Origin of the sequence: Micromonospora sp. WMMD998 (genome assembly GCF_029581235.1) — a bacterium.
Classification (GTDB): Bacteria; Actinomycetota; Actinomycetes; order Mycobacteriales; family Micromonosporaceae; genus Micromonospora.
This window is the reverse complement of record NZ_CP120740.1, coordinates 2,986,041-3,006,240: the sequence shown is the minus strand read 5'-3', so window position 1 is coordinate 3,006,240 and position 20,200 is coordinate 2,986,041. Positions and strand designations below refer to the sequence as shown.

The following is a 20,200-nucleotide window of genomic DNA, read 5'->3' as shown; positions in this document are numbered from 1 at the left end:
GGCGGCGGGTGCACGGCGCAGAGTGCAGCCCGTGAGCCGACACTGGTCTGTGCGCGGCCGGCGCCGGACCGCGGCCCCGCTGGCGCTGCTGCTGCTCGTCGCCGCCGGCGTGGCCGGGTGCCGGGACGAACCCGCCAGCCGGGTGCCGATCCGGATCGCCACCGGCAGCCCCACCGCCGTCTACCACGCCTTCGGCAAGTCCCTCGCCGCCCTGCTCAACCGGGAACTGCCCGGGGTGCGGGCCGAGGTGATGGTCACCGCCGCCTCCGCGCAGAACGTCCGGCTCGTCGGCGCCGGTGACGCGGAGCTGGGCTTCACCCAGGCCGACGTGCTGCCGGCCCGCGAGCCGGAGCACCCGGCGGTGCTCGCCGTCGCCCGGGTCTACGACGACCTGCTGCACCTGGTCACCACCGCCGGCGGCCCGATCCGCACGCTCGCCGACCTGCGCGGCCGGCCGGTCTCGGTGGGCGCCGACGGCTCCGGCACCGAGATCACCGCCACCCGGCTGCTCGCGGTGGCGCAGCTCGGTGGCGACCGGGTACGCCAGGAGCACCTGGGACTCGACGACTCGGTGGCCGCCCTGCGGGAGGGCCGGATCGACGCGTTCTTCTTCTCCGGTGGCCTGCCGGTGCGCGGCGTCGCCGACCTGGCCCAGGAGACGTCGCTGCGGATGGTCGACCTGGGTGAGTGGACCGAGCCGCTGCGACGCGCGTACGGACAGGTCTACGTGACCCGGGACATTCCCCGCTCGGTCTACCGGACGGACCCGGTCAGCACCGTGGCGAACCCGAACTACCTGATCGTCAACGCCAACCTCCCCGCCGAGCTGGTACGCGAGGTGACCCGGCTGCTGATGGATCGCCGGGAGGAGCTGGCCGCGGCGCACCCGGCGGCCGGTCGGATGAGCCCCCGGTCGGCGATCGTCACCACCCCGCTGCCGCTGCACCCGGGCGCGGCGCAGTGGTATCGCGACACGAAACCCTGACCGGGTTCAGCGCCCGACGGGTTCGCCGTGCGGCTCCGGCGCGGCCGGCGCCTCGGGGGCGCCCGGGTCGTCGGGCGGCGCCGGGAACCACAGCTCGGCGACCAGCCCCCGGGGGTCGCCCTGACGCATGGTGAGCCGGCCGTCGGACGCGTCGACGAGCACCGCGGCGATGGTCAGCCCCAGACCCGCGCCGTCCACGTTCTGCGCGTCCGGCGCCCGCCAGAACCGCTCGGTGGCCTGGTGGAGCTGGCTGGCCGTCATGCCGGGGCCGGTGTCCCGCACGGTGAGCGCCGTCCCGCCGTCGGCGGGGCGTACCGTCACCGTCACCTCTCCCCCGGCGCCGCTGAACTTCACCGCGTTGTCGATCAGGGCGTCGAGCGCCTGACCGACGGCGGTCGGCACGGTCCGGGCGTACGCGGGCGCGTCGCCCGCGTCGAGCCGGAGCGTGACCGCCCGGTGCCGGGCCAGCGGCAGCCAGGCCGCGACCCGGGACGCGGCCGTCGCGGCGGCGTCCACGGTGACCCGCTGGTTCTCCTCCCGTTCGGCCCGCGCCAGGGTCAGCAGCGCGTCGAGCACGGTGGCCAGCCGGTCGGTCTCCTCCAACGCCAGCCGGTGCTCGGCCCGGCCGTCCGGGTCGGTGAGGCTCGGCCCCAGTTCCTCCACCCGCAGCCGCAGCGCGGTCAACGGGTTACGCAACTGGTGGCTGGCGTGCGCGACGAAGGCCCGCTGCCGGTCCATCACGTCGGAGACCGCGTCGACCATGTCGTTGAAGCTGGTCGCCAGCCGGCGCAGCTCGGGCGGGCCGAGCCGGGGCCGGACCCGGGCGGTGCGGCGCCCCTCGGCGATCTCGTGGGTCGCGGTGTCCAGCTCGGTGACCGGGCGCAGCACCCAACCGGCCAACCCGAACGCGGTGGAGACGCAGGCCAGCACCGCGAGCAGGCCGATGCCGGCGAGCGTCACCCACCACAGGGTGACGGCGCGGCGCACCCGGTCCGCCGGGGTGGTGGTGACCACCGCGCCGAGCACCTCACCACCGTCGTTGATCGGGACCGCCGTCACCAGCGGCCCGTCCACCCACGGCCAGACCGACTCCGGGCCGCTGAACTGCTGCCCGGACAACGCGGTGTCGAGCGCCGGGCCGGTGCCCGCGCCCGGCTGCCACCGGGTCGAGGAGGCCACGGTACGGCGGTCCCGGTCCACCACGGCCGCGCCGATGCGGTAGAGGTCGTCGTAGGCGGTCAGCTCCCCACCGAGCGGGCCGGGGCTGCCGCCGCGCAGGGCCGGGCCGGCGAGCGAGGCGAACCGGGTGGCGTCGGCGAGCCGGTCGGCGCGGACCCGGTCGGTCTCCCGGGAGGCGAGCGTGACCGCCAGCGGGGTTTCCAACGCGATCAGCACCAGCACCATCAGCAGCAGGTAGCTGATCACCAGCCGGCGGCGCATCCGGGCCCCCTCACGCGCCGCGGAGCCGGTAGCCGACCCCGCGTACGGTCTCCACCAGCGTCGGGTCGCCGAGCTTGCCGCGCAGCGACCCGACGTGCACCTCGACGGTGTGCCGGTCGGCCCAGGTGGTGCCCCAGACGTCGAGCAGGATCCGGTCCCGCGGCACGGCCACCCCGGGCTGGCGGGCCAGCGAGAGCAGGATGTCGAACTCCTTGCGGGTCAGGGTCACCGACCGGCCGGCGACGCGCACCGTCCGGCCGCCCACGTCGATGTGGACCGCGCCGGCCTCGATCAGGTTGCGTTCCGGGACGGTGTGCGCCGCCCGGCGCAGCACCGCCTCGATCCGGGCCTGCAACTCCACCATCGAGAACGGTTTGACCACGTAGTCGTCGGCGCCCAGCCGCAGGCCCAGCACCCGGTCGCGTTCCTCGCCACGGGCGGTCACCGCGATGATGCCGAGCTGGCTGCTGCGGCGGCGCAGCTCGCGGCACAGGTCGGTGCCGTCGCCGTCGGGCAGGGTCAGGTCGAGCAGCACCAGGTCGCAGGGGGCGGCGGAGAGCGCGGCGGCGACGGTGGCGGCGTGTTCCACCTCGTAGCCGCGGCGGGTCAGCGCGGACGACAGCGCCGCGGCGACCCGTCGGTCGTCCTCGACCAGGAGGATCCGCACCCGTGCCTCCGTCCGCTCGAGGAGTTGCCCAGGGAATGGTGGCAGACGCGCCGCCCCGACGCGAGGGCACTCTAGGCTGCGGTGGTGATCTACAAGATTCTCGCCGACGACGAGTGGCGGGCGGCGCGGGCGGCCGGGAGCTTTGTCGGCACCGCGATGGACCGGCAGGACGGTTTCGTCCACCTCTCCGCGCCCGACCAGGTGGTGGAGACCGCGCGTCGGGTCTTCGCCGGGGTCACCGGCCTCACCCTGCTCGCCGTGGACGAGGCGCGGCTCGGCGACGCGCTGCGCTGGGAGAAGTCCCGGGGCGGGGCGCTCTTCCCGCACCTGTACGGCGCGCTGCCGGTCGACGCGGTGGTGACGGCCCATCCGCTGCCGGCGGACCGGCCGGCCGGCGACGCGGTGGCCGAACTGCTCGCCTGAGCCGCTCGTTATGCTGCGTCGAGCCCGCCCGACGGCGCGACGCGCGCCCTGCCACGATGCGAGTTGAGATGACTGACAGCAACGACCCGTCCGCCTCCGTCTTCGTCCACCCGACGGCCGACGTGGAGTCCGGCGCCCGGGTCGGCGACGGCACCAAGGTGTGGCACCTGGCGCACATCCGGTCCAGCGCGCAGGTCGGCGCCGGCTGTGTGATCGGCCGCAACGTGTACGTCGACGCGACCGTCACCGTCGGCGACCGGGTGAAGATCCAGAACAACGTCTCGGTCTACCAGGGCGTGACCATCGAGGACGAGGTCTTCGTCGGCCCGTGCGCGGTGTTCACCAACGACTTCCGGCCGCGCGCCCAGAACCCGGACTGGACGATCACGCCGACGCTCGTCCGCCGGGGCGCCTCGATCGGCGCCAACGCCACGCTCGTGTGCGGCATCGAGGTCGGGGAGTACGCGATGATCGCCGCCGGCTCCGTGGTCACCCGGGACGTCAAGCCGTACCAACTGGTGGCCGGCAACCCGGCCCGGCCGAAGGGCTGGGTCGACGCCACGGGCGAGGTCGTCTCCCGGGACGTCGACAACCCGCCGCACCAGGGCTGAACACGCGACGGGGGCGGCGAGGAGGTCCGGTCGTCGCCCCCGCGCGTCGGTGCGCCGGTCAGCCGCAGAGCCGGCCGATCTCGTCCCGGAACCGGTCCATCGGGTTCGACCCGGCCGGGCCGAGCAGGTATTCCTTCAACTCCCGCCGCGCCTCGGCCATCGGGTCGTCCCCGCCCCGGGTCACGTCGAGGATCTTGGCCAGCTCGCCGCCGTCCGCGGCGAGCAGGTACGCCGCCCGCGCCGTCGGGAACTGCCGCCGGAACTCGTCCTCGGGCAGGCCCGCCGGATTGGCCACCACGTACGGCCGCTCGCTCTGCACGAAGTCGGAGACCACACTTGAGACGTCGCTGACCAGCAGGTCGGTGACGTTGAAACAGTCGAACAGCGACGGCGTGCGGCCGGTCACCACCAGGTGCGCGGCGCCGTCGAGCGAGTCGGGGTCGGTCTCGCCCCCGGCCGCGCGGATCCGGGCGACGATCCGCTCGTGCGCCGCCTTCGCCTTCGGTGAGCGGGTGCCGGTCAACGGGTGCGGCTTGTAGATCACCCGCAGGTTCCCGGCGGCCAGCAGCCCGGACACGATCCGCTCCCCCATCAGCACCAGCGACGTGTGGAACGGGTCGTCGTCGAGCCAGCCCTCCCAGGTGGGGGCGTAGAGCACGGTGAACAGGTGGTCGGCGGCGCCGGAGCCGAAGGTGTGCACGCCGGCGAGCTGCGGGCGGCCGACCTCCACGATGTCGCGGTCCAGCACGCCCACGCCGGCCCGGGCGTACCGCTCCCGGCCGGCCGGCCCGGCCACCCACACCTCGTCGTACACCTTGCTGTAGGGGTTGACGCTCGCCGCCTTGTCGCTGTCGCCGTGGCCGACGAAGACGTGCTTCACGCCCGGCTCACGCAGCAGGTGGATGTTCGCGCCGACGTTCGCCGCGTACAGCGCGACCCGCAGCGAGCCCAGGTCGAGGTTCATGAAGTCGACCCCGGCCGGCACGCAGATCACCGGCAGGCGGGTGTCCGCCAACTGGTGGAACGCTTCCGCGGCCCGCAGCAGCACCACCGACCGCCGGCCGGTCGCCTCCAGCGGCGCGAGCCACATGTTGGCCTGGTAGACGTCCTTGGCCGGGCCCGCGAAATAGAGCGCCACCTCGGGCTTCTCCCGGGCCAGCCAGTCGTGCACGGCGGGCAGCGCGCCCGGGCTCGTGCCCCGGCCCCGCAGCGCGGTCAACGCCAGCACCGCGGCGGTGACCAGACCGGCGGCCAGGGTGACCAGGCCGGTGACCACCACCGGGGTGACCCGGTCGACCACGGCGGCCACCACGGCCGCCGGCACCAGCAGCACGTTGAGCAGCGGCAGCCGCAGCCCGGCGAGGTGCCGCGCCCAAGCCGGCGGGACCGGGACGCGACGCAGCGCGCCGAGGTCGATGTTGCGGGTGAACGCCGGCGGGTCGACCCGTCCCTCGACCGACTTGGTGACCGCGGTGGCGCCCACCGCCAGGGTCCAGAGCGCGGCGGGCAGCAACAGCACCGCGATCGTGCCGGCCACCCCGGGACGGACCGTGGCGATCACCAGCAGGGCCACCGAGAGGTCCCGCACCAGCCGCCGGAACGTCCACCCGACGCCGGCCTTGGCGAGCAACTGGGCGGTCCCGCCGTACCGGGTGGCGAGCGCCAGCTCACCGCCGAGGGCGACCGCCGCGGCCACCGCGTACGGGAACGCCAGGCCGAGGACGCCCGCGAGGATCATGACGCCGTAGCCGAGAAGCGTCGCGCCCACCGCGGCCAAGCCCTGCTGGCTGCGTACTCTGCTGAACAACTGCGTGCTCCCTGTCTGCCCGGCAATGTCGGCGAGGCCCGATACCGACGGCTGCGACCCTAAACGGGTCAAGTGACGCACGTATTGCCGGGGTGTCCGGCAGGTGAACGGCAGACGACCACTTCCGCCCGATGCCGGATCGGGCACACCACGCGGCGCGGCCCCGGCCGTACCCGACCGGGGCTCGCCGCGCATCCGTGGGTCAGCCGCCGATGACCACCCGGCGCACGCCGGTCCAGCGGGCCGGGTCGGTGACCCGCCGCCCGTCGACGAGCACCGTCACGCCCGGCAGGTCCGCCGGGGTGAGGTTGCGGTATTCGGCGTGGTCGGCCTGGATCACCGCGGCGCCGACCGGCTCGCCGTCGTAGCCGGGCAGGCCGTGCGCCGCCAACTCCTCGTTCGTGTACATCGGGTCGGAGACGTAGGGCGTCGCGCCCCGCCGCCGCAGCGCCTCCACGGTCGGGAAGACACCGGAGAAGGCGGTTTCCTTCACCCCACCCCGGTAGGCCGCGCCCAACACCAGCACGCCCACACCGGTCAGGTCGCCGTACGCGGCGGCCAGCAGGTCGACCGCGTAGTCCGGCATCGCCGCGTTCGCCTCCCGCGCCGAGCGGACCACGGTGGCCGCCGGGTCGTTCCACAGGTACATCCGGGGATAGATCGGGATGCAGTGGCCGCCGACCGCGATGCCCGGTGAATGGATGTGGCTGTACGGCTGGGTGTTGCACGCCTCGATGACCTTCGTGACGTCGACGCCCACCGTGTCGGCGAAGCGGGCGAACTGGTTCGCCAGGCCGATGTTGACGTCCCGGTAGGTCGTCTCGGCGAGCTTGGCCAGCTCGGACGCCTCGGCCGAGCCCAGGTCCCACACGCCGTTGGGCTGCTTCAGGTCGGCCCGCTCGTCGAAGTCGAGCACCGCCTCGTAGAACCGGACGCCGTGCGCGGCGGAGGACTCGTCGATGCCGCCGACCAGCTTCGGATAGCGGCGCAGGTCGGCGAAGACCCGGCCGGTGAGCACCCGCTCCGGGCTGAACACCAGGTGGAAGTCGGTGCCAGCGGTGAGACCGGAGCCCTCTTCGAGCATCGGCGCCCAGCGGTTGCGGGTGGTGCCGACCGGCAGCGTGGTCTCGTAGCTGACCAGGGTGCCCGGCCTGAGGCCACGGGCGATGGCCCGGGTGGCGTCGTCCATCCAGCCGAAGTCCGGCACGCCCTCGGCGTCCACGAACAACGGCACCACCACCACGACCGCCTCCGACTCGGCGACCGCGGCAGCCGTGTCGGTGGTGGCCGACAGCAGCCCGGCGGCCACCGCCTCCTTCAGCTTGACGTCCAGGTCGGCCTCGCCCGGGAAGGGCACGGCACCGTCGTTGACCAGCTCGACGACCCGCTCGGAGACGTCGGCCCCGAGCACCCGGTGCCCCTTCGAGGCGAACTGCACGGCGAGCGGCAGGCCGATCTTGCCGAGCGCGACGACGCAGATGTTCATGACTGCTTCTTTCCTCCAATGGGGAGCCTGCGTCGCAGGCCGGTCATCATGCGGCGCAGCGTCACCGGAAAGACGACAAGCACCAGGTCGCCCTTGCGGTTCGTGCTGCTGGTGATCACGTGCAGCCGGCCGTCCTCCCGGTGCACCGACCGCTGCACCATCGCCGGGTACGGGCCGCGCACCGGGGTCGAGGCGGCGTCGCCGCCGCGGGTGACGGTCACGCTGACGACCCGGCGTTCCCCACCGGGTTTCACCCCGGCGAGCAGGTCCCGGGCGCGGAACGACATGGTCACCGTCGCGCCCAGCGGATCGGCCTCGATCGACTCGACCGTGCCGCGCGTCCGCCCGGCCGAGACGGCGACCCCGCCGTCGGCCATCACGGCCAGGTCCGGGTGCGGGCCGCGCGCGGTGATCCGGACCACCCGCTCCCCCGCACCGTCGACGGTCCAGCGCACGGCCATCGTCTCCAGCCGGGCCAGCCACTTCGACATCGACACGGTGATCTCGTACCAGTCGTCGGAGAGCCCGCACCGGCCGTCACCGAACCCAGGGTAGCGGGCGAACCAGCCGTCGTCGCGGAGCACCGGCTGCGGCAACCCGTGCCGCACGTCCTGGCGGATCACCGCCACCAGGTCGGCCAGGCTGCCGTACGCGGCCACGCCGAGCCGGACCCGGGTGGTCACCGGCAACGCGCGCCGGATCCGCTCGGTGAGGTGCTCGGTGACGAGCCGCCCGACCCCCGCGCGCACCCGCTCCTGCGTCGTGCGGTCCAGTTTCAGGAAGTCGGCCTGGACCAGCTTGGCGATCTCCCAGGTGAAGTGGCGGAGCAGGACCGCGTCGCGTCCTTCGCCCGGCTCGATGTGCTCGGCGACGAACGCGACGATCCGCTCCGCGCAGTCGAGCCGCGCCACGTGGGTGCTGCGGTAGGTGATGTTGCTCGAATTGGCGCGCTTCACCGCGTAGTAGTAGTCGTAGTCGGCGAGCACCGAGATCCGCCCGGCCCGCAGGCACGCCTCAAGCGTGAACGGCTGGTCGCTGCCGACCGGCATGTCCTCCGGGAAACGCAGGCCGTACTTCTCCACCAGCTCCCGGCGGAACAGCTTGGTGTTGGACAACGCGAACGGCAGGGCCGAGGCGAACAGGTCCACGTCCGGTTGGGTGCTGGCGAAGACCGCCTGGTGCACGTAGCGCTTGTTGACCCCGACGAGCCGCCCGAGCAGCACGTCGGAGCCCCACCTGTCGGCCGCGGCCACCATCCGCTCCAGCGCCTCCGGACCCAGGTGGTCGTCGGAGCCGATGAAGAAGACGTACCGGCCGGTGGCCTGCTCCAGCCCGCGGTTGCTCGGCGCGGCCGGCCCGCCCGAGTTGGGCTGGTGCAGCACCTTCACCGTGCCGGGGTAGCGGGCGGCGAAGCGGTCCAGCTCCTCGGCGCTGCCGTCGGTCGAGCCGTCGTCCACCGCCACGACCTCCAGCCGGTCCAGCCCGATGGTCTGCTCGACGAGCGAGGTGAGGCAGGTGGTCAGGTCCGGCATGGTGTTGTAGACGGCGGTCACCACTGTGACGTCCGGCTGGGTCACCGTCCGACCCCGGCGGCGAGCACCGGCGCCGGACTGGTCCCGCCGGCGGCGGCACGCGGCGGATGCTCCGGCAGCAGCCGGGAGTAGACGCCGTCGAGGACCTCCGCCTGCGCCGCCCAGGTCCAGTTGGCCAGCAGCCCCGGCTGGTCGTACGCGGCGCGGTAACGCTCCCGGTCGGCCAGCACCGCCCGCACCGCGCGCACGTAGTCGCTGACGTCCTCGGCGGTGAACACCTCGCCCTGACCGGTCGAGCGGACGGTCTCCGCCATGGTGCGGACGTCGGAGACCACGAGCGGGAGCCGGGCGTGCGAGTACTCGAAGAACTTGGTGATCAGCGCGATCTCGTGGTTGGGCCAGTGCTGGATCGGGATCACGCCGACGTGGGCGCCGGAGAGGAAGGGCACGACCTGGTCGTGCGGCACGTAGGGCAGCACGTGCACCCGGTCGCCCGCGCCCAACTCGCCGGCCCGGGCGACCAGCCCGCGCACATAGTCGGAGCCGGGCTTGTTGACCACCAGGGCGACGTGCGCCCCGGTCAGCTCCGGCAGCGCCTCGATCATCACCGCGAGGCCGCGCTTGGGCGCGGCGACCCCGCTGTAGACCAGCAACGGCACGTCCGGCCCGAGGCCGCCGCACCGGAGACGGATGTCCGGCGCCTCGGCCCGGCCGCCGGTCAACTCGTCCACCGCCGGGGCGTTGAGCACCACCGCCGGTCGTTCGGCCAGGCCGTGCTCGGCCTGGAGCAGGTCGGCCAGCCCGCCGGAGACGGTCATCGTCGCGTCCGCGTACGGCACGAACTCGCGTTCGTGGGCCATGTTGCCGGGCAGCCAGCGGGCGTTGTCGCGCCACGGCTGCACACCGGGCAGGTATTCGTGGGCGTCCCAGACCAGGGCGACGCGCCGCCCCTCGGCGGCGGCGCGGATCTTGGCGCGGGCGCCGACGCCGAGCATGCGGAAGTCGTTCGCGTGGATGAGGTCGGGCCGGAGCTTGTCGACGACCGGACCGTAGCCCAGCTCGTAGTCCCACAGGCCCGGCTCCAGCCGCCGCCACGCCCCGCCGCCCTGTACCCGCTGCCAGAACCGGGTGAAGGCGCGGTCCCACGGCCCGTCGAGCTTGCGCGCCCTGGCCCGGCCGAGTTGCCGCTGGCGCAGCGACACCCACCGGCGGGTCAGGCCGGAGAGGCGCTCCTCGGCGCGCAGCAACTGCCAGCGCAGCGCCGGCCGACCGGCCGTGGTCAGCTCGGCGCGGCGGACCCGCAGGTCGGCGCGCCAGGCGCGGACCTCCTGCGCGCGGTGGGCGGCGACGCCGGTGGGCGGGTACGCCAGCGGCGCCCGCAGCCACGACCGGCGGAACTCGTGTGGCCGCTTGGCCATCGGCAGCGGCACCTTGAGCAGGCGGACCTCGGCCGCGCCCAGCGTCCAGGTCCTGGGCACGCCGCCGGGGGCCCGGCCGAGCAGGACGACCTCCCAGCCGGCGTCGGCGGCGGAGCGGGCGGCCTTCTGGACCCGCGAGTCCCCGTCCACCGCGTTGTCCACCAGCATGACGACCCGTCCCCGGGTGCGCTTCGTCATGTCTGCGCCCTCAGCTCCCATTACCGCCCGTCTCCGTCCCCTCGGCCCCACGGCCCGAGGACCCCGGCGAGTCTACGACAACGCAACGGGCGTATCGGGCCCGCCGCCGCCGTGTCCCCGGTACCGACACCTCGGTTGCTAACCTCCATCCCTGGCCGGCGCGGGCGGGGGCACGCGCCCGACCCGACCGGTGTCCCGGCGGCCCCGGGAAGGCGCTGCCGGCGACCCGCTCGACCTCCCTGCGAACAGGACGAAAATGGACATGGTGACGACAAGCGAGCGCTCGCCGGCCGCGCCGGAGCCGGCCGACCCGCCCGCGCCGGGCGGGACCGCCGCGCGGCTCCGCGCCGCCGTCCGGTACGCCCTGCCCGCGCTCGCCGGCTGGACCGTGGTACGCCTGCTCGGCCTGCTCAGCATCTGGCTCTGGGCCCGGAGCACCGGTCGCGGCACGGTCGGCGAGCTGACCCGCGCCGACGGCGTCTGGTATCTGGGCATCGCGCGCGACGGTTACGACAGCGCCACGCAGTTGCACAGCAACATGGCGTTCTTCCCGCTGTACCCGGGCCTGACCGCCGGGCTGGACACGGTCACGCCGTTCGACCTGCTCCACACCGCCCTGCTGGTGTCCTGGGTGGCGGGGTTCGCCGCCGCCTGGGGGCTGTTCGCCGTCGGCGCCCACGTGTACGACCGCCGCGTCGGGGTGGTCCTGGCCATGCTCTGGGGCGTGCTGCCGCACGCCGCGGTGCAGCTCATGTCGTACAGCGAGGGGTTGTTCACCGCGCTCGCGGCGTGGTCGCTGTACGCGCTGCTGCGCCGGCACTGGCTGACCGCCGGCGTGCTCTGCCTGCTCGCCGGCCTCACCCGGCCGACCGGCTCCTCACTCATCGGGGTGGTCGGCCTGGCCGCGCTGATCGCGGTGGTCAGGCGTCGGGACGGGTGGCGGCCGTGGGCGGCGATGCTGCTCGCGCCCGCCGGCTGGCTGGGCTACCTGGCGTGGGTCGGCTGGCGCACCGGCCGCCCGGACGGCTGGTTCCGGATCCAGGGCGAGGGTTGGGGTTCCTCCTTCGACCTCGGCGTGAACACCGCCCAGCGGGCCCGGGAGGTGCTCAGCAAGCCCTCGGAGCTGGAGTTCTACGTGGTGACGCTGGTGGCGGTGCTGGCGATCATGTTGTTCGTGCTCAGCCTGCTCGACCGGCAGCCGTGGCAGTTGTCGCTCTACAGCGGGCTGCTGTTGCTGACCACGCTCGGCGCCGCCGGCTTCTACCACTCCAAGGCCCGGTTCCTGCTGCCCGCGTTCCCGCTGCTGCTGCCCGCCGCGGTGGCGCTGGCGCGCGCCGGTCGGGCCCGGGCGGCGACCGTACTGACCACCCTCGCGCTGGTGTCCGCCTACTTCGGCGGCTACCTGCTGCTGGTCTGGCGTTTCTCGCCGTGATCCGGCGGCGGGCTCAGCGGGTGTACCGGCGGACGTCCCAGAGCCACACGTCGTCCACCCGGGCGCCGGGCCCGTAGAGCGCGTCGAGCACGGCACGCAGCCGCGCCGCGCGGGGGTGCGCCGCCGGCAGCGCCAGCGCGTCGGCCCGCCAGTAGCGCGCGTCGGCGAGCGCCCGGTCCCGGTCCGCCGGACCGGGATCCGGGGACCGCGTCCCCTCGTCCACGGCGGCGAGCAGCGCGGCGGTCGGTTGCGGCCGGACCCCCCACCGGCCGGTCGGGTCGGTCTTCGACACCGGGCCCAGGAAATAGCCCTGCGGCACGGCGAACCCGGCGTGCGCGGCGGAACCCCACCACACCGACGTCATGTTGTCCACCGGGACGGGCACCAGGGTCCGTCCCGGGGTGACGTGGTCCCGCCAGGCGCCGGAGGTGACGAACGCCGGCACCGGGGGCCGGCGCTGCGCCGGCAGCGGCGTCGGCGCCACCGGCGCCAGCGCCGCCAGCAGCGCGGCGCCACCGAGCGCGGCGACCAGCCGGTCCGCCGGGGCGGACCGCCCGGCGAGCCCCGCCAGCCGGTCGACGGTGAGGGCAAGCAGCACCCCGACGGCCGCCGTGGTGATCAACCCGAACCGGGCGACCACCAGCGAGTCGACCACCGGCAGGTTCTGGACCAGGGCGAAGGGCGCGGGCACCGAGGAGTGCCGGGGACCCCAGGTCCACCTGGTGCCCATGGAGAGGATCGCGGCCACCACCGCGACCAGGGCGAGCACCCGGACCAGCGGCTGCCGGCGCTGCCAGAACACGGCCGCGACCAGCAGGAGCACCAACGGCCAGCCGAAGCAGCTCGCCTCCTCGGTGGTGTTGGCGACCAGGCCCCGCACGCTGCCCGGACCGCCGCCCACCGACTCGGTGGCGTAGGTGACGTACGACTTCAGCGCCAGGACGAACTGGTCCGGCGAGCCCGGGTGACCCACCCGGTGCTGCGGGCCGGCGAACTGCATCCACAGCGGATACGCGCCGGCCAGCAGCACCAGCAGCCCGGCGACGGCGATCCCGCCGGCCAGTGGCCGGGCGGCGGCCACCACCCGCCGGGGCCGGACCAGCAGCCAGCCCGCCAGCCCGGCCAGGCAGGCCAGCGCGGTCAGGAAGAGGACCTCCAGGCCGACGAAGAACTGCGCCACGACGAGCACGCCGAGCAGCAGCCCGTCGCGGCGCACCCGGCCGCCGCGGGCCAGGCACACCACCCGCCAGACGAGGAACGGCACCAGCCACTGGGCGGTGATGTGCGGGTGGCCGTTGCTGTGCGACACGAGCGCCGGGGCGAAACCGCAGAACAGCCCGCCGACCCCGGCGGCGAGGTGACGCCGGACCACGTGCCGGGAGAGCACGTGATACCAGGCGTAGGCGGTGCCGGCCAGGTTGAGCGTGACGAACAGCAGGTACGCCGCCGGAGCGCCGGCGAGCAACGTCACCGGGGCGAGCACCAGGCCGGGAAGCTGCACCCCCACGTTGCCCATCAGGTTCACCCCGTCCGGGGCGTTCTGGAGCGTGGTGAAGAACGGGTTCTCCAGGTGCGTGACGGCGTGCGCCGCGTACGCCAGCATCCACTCGTTGAAGCCCTGGTCGGTCGGCCGGCTGCCGAGCAGCCGGCCGGGCACGTCCAGCCAGCCCCGACCGGTGACCAGCAGCGCGCCCGCCAGGTAGACCAGGGCCGCCGCCAGGTCGTACCGCCACGACCGCCGCCGCGGCCCGCCGGCCGGCGTGCCCGCGGAACTGTCGGCCGGCGTATCCGCGGAACTGTCGGCCGGGACCGGACGGTCCGCGACGGCGGCGGCCCGGTCGTCGGCCGGGCCGGCGAGGGCGGGGCCGTGCGGACCTCGGGCGTCGGACCGGGAATCAGTCATGACGCCCGATGCTACGAGCGACCGGGATGCCGTTACCGTAACCGGGGCATCACGGAGTGTCGCACATCCGGTGGCTCAGAGCCGGTGCGCGGCGTCGCCCGTCGTCACGCCCCGGGTGTCGAAGAACCGCTTGGCCCGCCCGACGAGCGCGTCGACGTCGTACGAGCGGTGGTTCTGCACCAGGATGACCAGGTCCGCCGCGGCGACGGCGGCCTCCAGGTCCTCGGCGCGGGGCACGCTGCCGCCGAGCGCCTGCCAGTGCTCCACGTGCGGGTCGTGATAGCTGAGCTTGGCGCCGAGCCCGTGCAGCAGGCGGGCCAGCGGCACGGCCGGCGACTCGCGCTGGTCGGCGATGTCCGGCTTGTAGGTCACGCCCAGCAGCAGCACCGAGGAGCCGTTCGCGGCCAGGCCGGCGTCGTTGAGGATGTCCTGCGCGCGGCGGACCACGTACGACGGCATGGTCGCGTTGATCTCCTGGGCCAGCTCCACGAACCGGAACGGGTAGCCCAACCGGGCCCGCACGTTGTGGCTGAGGTAGTTGGGGTCGATCGGGATGCAGTGCCCGCCGACGCCCGGGCCCGGATAGAACGCCTGGAACCCGAACGGCTTGCTGCGCGCCGCGTTGATCACGTCCCACAGGTCGATGCCGAGCTGGTGACAGAACCGCGCCATCTCGTTGACGAGCGCGATGTTGACGTGCCGGTAGGTGTTCTCCAGCAGCTTGGCCGTCTCGGCTTCGCGGGTGCCCTTGGTGCGCACCACCGTGTCGACGAAACGCCCGTAGAACGCCGCCGCCCGGTCGCCGCAGGCCGGGGTGTGGCCGCCGACCACCTTGGGGGTGTTGCGCGGGCCGAAACGCTCGTTGCCCGGGTCGATGCGCTCCGGGGAGAACGCCAGGTGGAAGTCGGTCCCCGCGCGCAGGCCGGACTCCTCCAGGATCGGCCGGACGATCTCGTCGGTCGTCCCCGGGTAGGTGGTCGACTCCAGCACCACGAGCATGCCGGCGCGCAGGTTGCGGGCCACCGCCCGGGTGGCCGACTCGACGGCGCCGAGGTCCGGCCCGCCGTCCTCGGACAGCGGCGTCGGCACGCAGATCACCGCCGTGTCCGCGGTGGCGATCTCGGTCTCGTCGGCCGTCGCCCGGAAGCCGGCGGCCAGCATCTCGGCGATGTCGGCGTCGGCGAGGTCGTCGACGTGGGACCGGCCGGCGTTGAGGGCGTCGACCACGCTGCCCTTGACGTCGAAGCCGAGCACCGAGGCACCGGCGCGGACGGCCTCCCGGGCCAGCGGGAGCCCGACATAGCCCAGGCCGAGAATCACCACATCTGTCATTTCATGTCCCTTGTGCGTCGCTGGTCGGGCGGAGGAGGCGTGGTCGCGCGAGCCGTGGGCATGCTACCCGCTGCCACCCTCACACCCGGGTCAGCTCGTCCGTGGTGGGCTGCCCGTCCGACGCCGGCAGCGCCGGGCGCCGGCCCGCCGGGGCCAGCCGGTGGTAGAGGCCGTTCTGCACCTTGGCCTGCTCCTCCCAGGTCCACGCCGCGAGATCCATCGCCGCGTACGCCGCGCGGTAGCGCTGCGGATCGGCCACCACCGCCTCGATCGCCCGGACGTACTCGTCGGTGTCGTCGACCCGGAAGACCTCGCCCTGCCCGGTCTGCCGCACCGTCTCCGCCATCGTCTCGACGTCGCTGACCACGATCGGCAGGCGGGCGTGCGAGTACTCGAAGAACTTGGTGATCAACTGGATCTCGTGGTTGAGCCAGTGGTGGATCGGGATGACCCCGACGGTGGCGGTGGAGAGGAACCCGACCACCTCGGCCGGCGACACGTACGGCAACACGTGCAACCGGTCGGCCACCCCCAGCTCGTCGGCCCGCTTCTTCAGGCTGGTCAGGTAGGGGCCGTCCGGCGCGTTCACCACGAACGCCAGGTGCGTCCCGGGCAGCCGGGGCAGGGCCTCCACCATCACGCCCATGCCGCGGTGCGCCGCCGCGGCGCCGCTATAGACCACGAGCGGCACGTCCGGGCCGAGACCGCAGGCGCTGCGGAGGTCCGGACCGGTGCCGGCGGCCCCGAGCGCGTCGGCCGCGTGTGGGGTGTTCAGCACGACCGAGGGCAGCTCGGGCAGGTCGTGGTCCCGCCGGAGGAACTCGGCGAGCCGCTCGGACACCGTGATGACCGCGTCGGCGTGGCGGGCGTACTCGTGCTCGTGGGCGCGGTTGGCCACCATCCACCGGGCGTTGTCCGCGCGCGGCTTCACCCCGGGCAGATACTCGTGGACGTCCCAGATCAGCTTGATCGTGCGGCCCTTCGCCGCCGCGCGGATCTTGGCACGGGCGCCGACCCCGATCATCCGGAAGTCGTTGGCGTAGATGATGTCCGGCTTGAGCTCGTCGACCGTCCGGCCGAAGGCCAGCTCGTAGTCCCAGAGCTGCGGCTCCAGCTTGCGCCACGCCCGGTCGCCACGCAGCCGGAGCTGCGCCCACGTGTAGACGCGGTCCGACGGGGTGCTCAGCGTCTTGCGGCTGGTCTGCCCCCGGGTGAGCTGCCAGTGCCGGAACGAGACCCACTTCCGGGTCACCTTGGCGGCCAGCTCCTGCGCGCGCAGGCCCTGCCGGGCCAGCGCGGAACCACCGCCGGCCAGCGCCGCCCGACGCACCCGCAGGTCGGCCTGCCAGGCCCGCACCTCCTGCTGACGGTACGCCGCGACACCCGTCGGCGGGTACGCCAGCGGCCCGGTCAGCCAGCGCCGGCGGAACTCGTGCCGGCGCTGCCGCAACGGACTCGCCATCCGCAGGAGCTGCACCTTCGCCGCCCCCAACTGCCAGCTCTGCGGCTGCCCGTTCGGGGAGCGGCCGAGCAGGATCACGTCCCAGCCGGCGTCGGCGGCGGACTTCGCGGTCTTCTGCACCCGAGAGTCGCCGTTCACGCCGTTGTCGACGAGTATCACGATCCGGGCGGGCGCCGAAGGCGCACCTTCCCCCGTCGCGGCCATTGCCTTTTCTCCTCTGTCTCAAGGCCCGTGCGACGCCGGCGTCACCGGTGCGCGGGTGCCCAACAGCTCTCGACCGGGCGACGCCTGCGGCGCCGCTCAGTCACCACCCGACGTACGAACGGTCCTACCCGCCACGAGCTGGTCGAACTGGTGCTCGACCGGTGGCCAGTCCCAGGTCGCGACCGCGTGCTCGGCGGCCGACTCACCCGCCTTGCGCCAGGAGTCCTCGGTCGCGGTCACGGCGAGGATCCGCTCGGCGGCCTCCGCCGGGGTGTCGACCACCCAGTCCGCCGGGAACAGGCTGCGGGCCGAGGCCGGACGGCCGGCGAAGAACGGCCAGTCCCGCACCACCGGAACCGCCCCGCTCGCCGCGCCCTCCACCAGGCCGCAGTGGAAACTCTCCCGCACCGAGCTGCTCAGGATCACGCCGACCCGGGACAACGCCGCCGGCACGTCGTCCACCTGGCCGACCCGGACCACCGCGCCGGCCGGTTCCAGCTCGGCGATGTCGGCCAGGAAACCGTCCCAGTAGTGTCGGCTGTCCGGGCTGGCGTCCGCGTCTAGGTCGCGGCCGAACAGCAGCAGCCGGTACCGCTCGTCGTGGGCCCGCAGGTGACGGAGCACCTCCACCGCCCACCGGGGGTCCTTGGCGACCGCCTTGATGCCGACCAGGCCGAGCGTGAACCGGGCCTCGTCGTCCTTGGGTCGGCCGAAGGCGCTCAGGTCCATGGCGTTGCTGATCACGTGCAGCCGGGTGCCGGCCGCGGTCACCGCCGGCACGGCCGCGACGGTGAGGTCACGCAGATGGTCGGAGACGAAGACCAGGTCGTCCACCCGGGAGAAGTCGACCAGGTGCGGCCACGCGGCGAACGCCTCGAAGCTGTGCAGCCGGACGATCACCCGGGTCGACCCCGGGTCGAGCAGCGAGAACAGTACGGCGAGCGCGGCGCACCAGTCGACGAAGACCACGTCGGCCCACTCGACCTGCGGGGCGAGCCACTCGCTGACCTTGTCCCCGTACGTCGTGTCGCCGGCGAGGATCTGCTGCGCCATCGCGCGCCTGTTGTTCAACAGCGGCACGTGGGTGCCGTCCTCGCCCGGGTCCAGGAACCGCAGCTCGACGTCCGGCCGCTCGTCGAAGTGCCGCCGGATCAGGTCGAGGAAACCGTGGTTGCCGTAGGTGACCATCAACAGGCGCAGCGGCCGGTCGGTCGGCGCCGGGGCCGGCTCGCCGCGTCGACCCCGGGGCGCGGACAGAGCCCGTACCGCGGCGCTGGCGTGCCAGGGCGCCAGGAAGGCCCGGGCGTCCTCGGCGAGCGGCGAGGTCAGCCGGTCGAAGTGCAGCCGCCGGTCGAACACCTGGCGCTGGGCGGCCTCGACGAAGCCGACGGCGCCGGCGACGTCGCCCCGGGCGAGGCGGGCGTCGGCGAGCGCCAACTGGGCGGTGACGGCGGCCGGAAGGCTCGGCGGCGTGCCGGCGTCCAGCTCGGCGACCGCCTGCCGGGCCAGGATCTCCGCCCGCAGTTTGGGACTTCCGACCCGGCGCAGCGCCGCGGCCGACACCCGGGCCGCCCGCTCCGGCTGCCCGGCCGCGAGCAGCCGGGTGTGCAGCAGGTCGGCGAGCCGGCCCCGGGAACGGTCGGACAGGCCGGGGGCGGTGACCGCGGCGCCCCACAGGCCGGCGACCGCGCGGGAGCGCATGGCGGCCGGCGAGGTCGTCACCCGCACCGCGGCGCTCGCCGCCCGGCGGGCCGACCGCTTGGCGGCACGCGGAAGACTCATTCCGGAACCTCCGTCCGAGCCGTCGGGTCGCGAGGCACATCGAAAGCCATCGGGCGCGGGCCCCCTGCTGCCGGAACGGTCGCCAGAGCGGTGACGGACGGTTGGTCGGACCGAGTTTGCCACAGCGCTCGACACACCTCCAAACCGACGTTCGCTTCCGGAACAGGCGCTCAACATCTGGCATCATGTGGCACAACCCGGGCTGAACGGCACGACCGTGACGGGTGTCCGAGCAGCCGGTCCGGCGGCGACGGACCCGGGGCCCGGGCGGGCGGGGTGGCCCGCCCGCCGCCGGTGGCTAGACTTCTGGGGCCGGCGACGACCCGGCCGCCACTCCCCCGCAGCGCCCCGCACCGACATCCGTATGCCCCGAATCCAGGTGGAGCACCCCGAAGTGAAGGTCGTGACCGCGTCGTGAAGGTTGTCAGCATCGTCGGAGCCCGACCGCAGCTGGTGAAACTGGCGCCGATCGCCGCCGCCTTCGCCGAGACCACGCACCACCACGTCATCGTGCACACCGGGCAGCACTACGACGCCGACCTCTCCGACGTGTTCTTCTCCGGCCTCGGCATCCCCCGGCCCGACGTGCACCTCGGCATCGGCTCGGGCAGCCACGGCGAGCAGACCGGCCGGATCCTCGCCGCGCTGGACCCGGTCTTCGCCGCCCAACGGCCCGACTGGGTGCTGGTCTACGGCGACACCAACTCCACCCTGGCGGGCGCCGTCGCCGCGGTGAAGATGCACCTGCCGGTGGCGCACCTGGAAGCCGGCCTGCGCTCGTTCAACCGGCGGATGCCCGAGGAGCACAACCGCGTCCTCACCGACCACGCCGCGGATCTCCTGCTCGCCCCCACCGAGGAGGCCATGGGCCACCTGCGCGCCGAGGGGCTGGGCTCGCGGGCGACGCTCGTCGGCGACGTGATGGTCGACGTCTGCCAGCGCGTACGCGACCGGGTGCACGCCGACGGCGAGCCTCCCACCGGGCTGCCTGAGGGCGTCGACCCCCGCTCCCCGTACCTGCTCTGCACGCTGCACCGGGCGGAGAACACCGACGACCCGCGCCGGCTGGCCGCGCTCGTCGCGGCGCTCGCCGCCCTGCCCGTCCCGGTGGCGCTGCTGGCCCATCCCCGGCTGGTCGGGCGCGCCGCCGAACAGGGCCTGAAGCTGGAGCAGGGCGCGATCCGGGTGGGCCGGCCGCTGCCGTACGCCGAGATGGTGCGCGCGGTGCTCGGCTCCGTCGGGGTCGTCACCGACTCCGGTGGCTTGCAGAAGGAGGCCTACCTGCTCGGCCGGCCCTGCACGACGCTGCGCGCCGAGACCGAGTGGGTGGAGACGCTGCACGACGACTGGAACCGGCTGGTGGCCGACCCGGCGGCGCTGGGCGCCGACGCCTGGGCGGAGACGGCCACCCGCCGCGCCCCGACCGCGCCGCAGGGCACGCCGTACGGCGACGGCCACGCCGCCCGGCGGGTGGTGCGCGTCCTGACCGGCTCCGATTCGACGAAAGAGTAGTTGAAG

Annotated in this window: 15 protein-coding genes; 5 read left to right on the top strand and 10 right to left on the bottom strand. The window is 74.0% G+C overall.

The genetic code is table 11. The features are described from left to right. Positions 1 to 31: 31 nt before the first annotated feature. Entirely contained in the window at positions 32 to 985 is a 954-nt protein-coding gene (locus O7619_RS14010) for a TAXI family TRAP transporter solute-binding subunit (protein ID WP_282288212.1), read from the top strand. A gap of 6 nt (positions 986 to 991) precedes the next feature. On the opposite strand, the gene O7619_RS14005 is transcribed toward O7619_RS14010, so the two are convergent. Next, positions 992 to 2,425 carry an ATP-binding protein gene (locus tag O7619_RS14005; protein ID WP_282288210.1) on the bottom strand — a complete coding sequence of 478 codons (1,434 nt, stop codon included), beginning with the start codon at positions 2,423 to 2,425 and terminating at the stop codon, positions 992 to 994. A 10-nt stretch (positions 2,426 to 2,435) separates the two neighbouring features. After that, the gene (locus O7619_RS14000; protein ID WP_282288209.1) at positions 2,436 to 3,092 is read right to left on the bottom strand and encodes a response regulator transcription factor; all 657 of its coding nucleotides are present in this window, start codon (positions 3,090 to 3,092) and stop codon (positions 2,436 to 2,438) included. 84 nt (positions 3,093 to 3,176) lie between these two features. Here O7619_RS14000 and O7619_RS13995 point away from each other — a divergent pair, with 84 nt between their 5' ends. Both O7619_RS13995 and O7619_RS13990 read left to right on the top strand, forming a co-directional pair. Next, complete coding sequence (locus O7619_RS13995) at positions 3,177 to 3,515, top strand: DUF952 domain-containing protein (RefSeq protein WP_282288208.1); 339 nt, start codon at positions 3,177 to 3,179, stop codon at positions 3,513 to 3,515. Between the two features lie 68 nt (positions 3,516 to 3,583). Next, the gene (locus O7619_RS13990) at positions 3,584 to 4,126 is read left to right on the top strand and encodes an acyltransferase (protein WP_282288207.1); all 543 of its coding nucleotides are present in this window, start codon (positions 3,584 to 3,586) and stop codon (positions 4,124 to 4,126) included. Between the two features lie 58 nt (positions 4,127 to 4,184). Here O7619_RS13990 and O7619_RS13985 read toward each other — a convergent pair whose 3' ends face one another. The 4 genes from O7619_RS13985 to O7619_RS13970 form a co-directional block, all read right to left on the bottom strand. After that, on the bottom strand, positions 4,185 to 5,933 hold the full coding sequence (locus O7619_RS13985) for a CDP-glycerol glycerophosphotransferase family protein (protein ID WP_282288204.1): 1,749 nt from the start codon (positions 5,931 to 5,933) through the stop codon (positions 4,185 to 4,187). A 202-nt stretch (positions 5,934 to 6,135) separates the two neighbouring features. Next, positions 6,136 to 7,419 (bottom strand): nucleotide sugar dehydrogenase, encoded by a 1,284-nt coding sequence (locus O7619_RS13980; RefSeq protein ID WP_282288203.1) that lies wholly within the window; start codon positions 7,417 to 7,419, stop codon positions 6,136 to 6,138. After that, positions 7,416 to 8,996, bottom strand: a complete 1,581-nt coding sequence (locus O7619_RS13975; protein ID WP_282288202.1) for a glycosyltransferase — start codon at positions 8,994 to 8,996, stop codon at positions 7,416 to 7,418. Before O7619_RS13975 ends, O7619_RS13980 begins: the two co-directional genes overlap by 4 nt. After that, on the bottom strand, positions 8,993 to 10,537 hold the full coding sequence (locus O7619_RS13970; protein ID WP_282288826.1) for a glycosyltransferase family 4 protein: 1,545 nt from the start codon (positions 10,535 to 10,537) through the stop codon (positions 8,993 to 8,995). The genes O7619_RS13975 and O7619_RS13970 overlap by 4 nt, the downstream gene beginning before the upstream one ends. Positions 10,538 to 10,829: 292 nt before the next feature. Between O7619_RS13970 and O7619_RS13965 the strand changes: the two genes are divergently transcribed. Beyond that, entirely contained in the window at positions 10,830 to 11,999 is a 1,170-nt protein-coding gene (locus tag O7619_RS13965; protein WP_282288201.1) for a hypothetical protein, read from the top strand. Positions 12,000 to 12,012: 13 nt separating this feature from the next. On the opposite strand, the gene O7619_RS13960 is transcribed toward O7619_RS13965, so the two are convergent. From O7619_RS13960 to O7619_RS13945, 4 genes are all read right to left on the bottom strand, one after another. Further along, complete coding sequence (locus O7619_RS13960) at positions 12,013 to 13,902, bottom strand: hypothetical protein (protein WP_282288199.1); 1,890 nt, start codon at positions 13,900 to 13,902, stop codon at positions 12,013 to 12,015. Between the two features lie 75 nt (positions 13,903 to 13,977). Continuing rightward, a complete protein-coding gene (locus tag O7619_RS13955) occupies positions 13,978 to 15,234 on the bottom strand; it encodes a nucleotide sugar dehydrogenase (RefSeq protein WP_282288197.1) in 1,257 nt (418 codons plus the stop codon). A gap of 79 nt (positions 15,235 to 15,313) precedes the next feature. Then, the gene (locus O7619_RS13950) at positions 15,314 to 16,900 is read right to left on the bottom strand and encodes a glycosyltransferase family 4 protein (protein ID WP_282288196.1); all 1,587 of its coding nucleotides are present in this window, start codon (positions 16,898 to 16,900) and stop codon (positions 15,314 to 15,316) included. A 96-nt stretch (positions 16,901 to 16,996) separates the two neighbouring features. Next, complete coding sequence (locus O7619_RS13945; RefSeq protein WP_282288194.1) at positions 16,997 to 18,682, bottom strand: glycosyltransferase; 1,686 nt, start codon at positions 18,680 to 18,682, stop codon at positions 16,997 to 16,999. Positions 18,683 to 19,096: 414 nt separating this feature from the next. On the opposite strand from O7619_RS13945, the gene wecB reads away from it, so the two are divergent. Continuing rightward, positions 19,097 to 20,194, top strand: coding sequence for a UDP-N-acetylglucosamine 2-epimerase (non-hydrolyzing) (gene wecB / locus O7619_RS13940; protein WP_282288193.1), 1,098 nt, complete (start codon positions 19,097 to 19,099; stop codon positions 20,192 to 20,194). Positions 20,195 to 20,200: the final 6 nt, after the last annotated feature.

Excerpts from the sequence above, each read along its gene's own strand:
- O7619_RS13970 (WP_282288826.1), bottom strand. The coding sequence starts at position 10,537 with ATGCTGGTGGACAACGCGGTGGACGGGGACTCGCGGGTCCAGAAGGCC.
- O7619_RS13990 (WP_282288207.1), top strand. The coding sequence starts at position 3,584 with ATGACTGACAGCAACGACCCGTCCGCCTCCGTCTTCGTCCACCCGACG.
- O7619_RS13945 (WP_282288194.1), bottom strand. The coding sequence starts at position 18,682 with ATGAGTCTTCCGCGTGCCGCCAAGCGGTCGGCCCGCCGGGCGGCGAGC.
- O7619_RS14005 (WP_282288210.1), bottom strand. The coding sequence starts at position 2,425 with ATGCGCCGCCGGCTGGTGATCAGCTACCTGCTGCTGATGGTGCTGGTG.
- O7619_RS13980 (WP_282288203.1), bottom strand. The coding sequence starts at position 7,419 with ATGAACATCTGCGTCGTCGCGCTCGGCAAGATCGGCCTGCCGCTCGCC.
- O7619_RS13955 (WP_282288197.1), bottom strand. The coding sequence starts at position 15,234 with ATGACAGATGTGGTGATTCTCGGCCTGGGCTATGTCGGGCTCCCGCTG.
- O7619_RS13950 (WP_282288196.1), bottom strand. The coding sequence starts at position 16,900 with ATGGCCGCGACGGGGGAAGGTGCGCCTTCGGCGCCCGCCCGGATCGTG.
- O7619_RS13965 (WP_282288201.1), top strand. The coding sequence starts at position 10,830 with ATGGTGACGACAAGCGAGCGCTCGCCGGCCGCGCCGGAGCCGGCCGAC.
- O7619_RS13960 (WP_282288199.1), bottom strand. The coding sequence starts at position 13,902 with ATGACTGATTCCCGGTCCGACGCCCGAGGTCCGCACGGCCCCGCCCTC.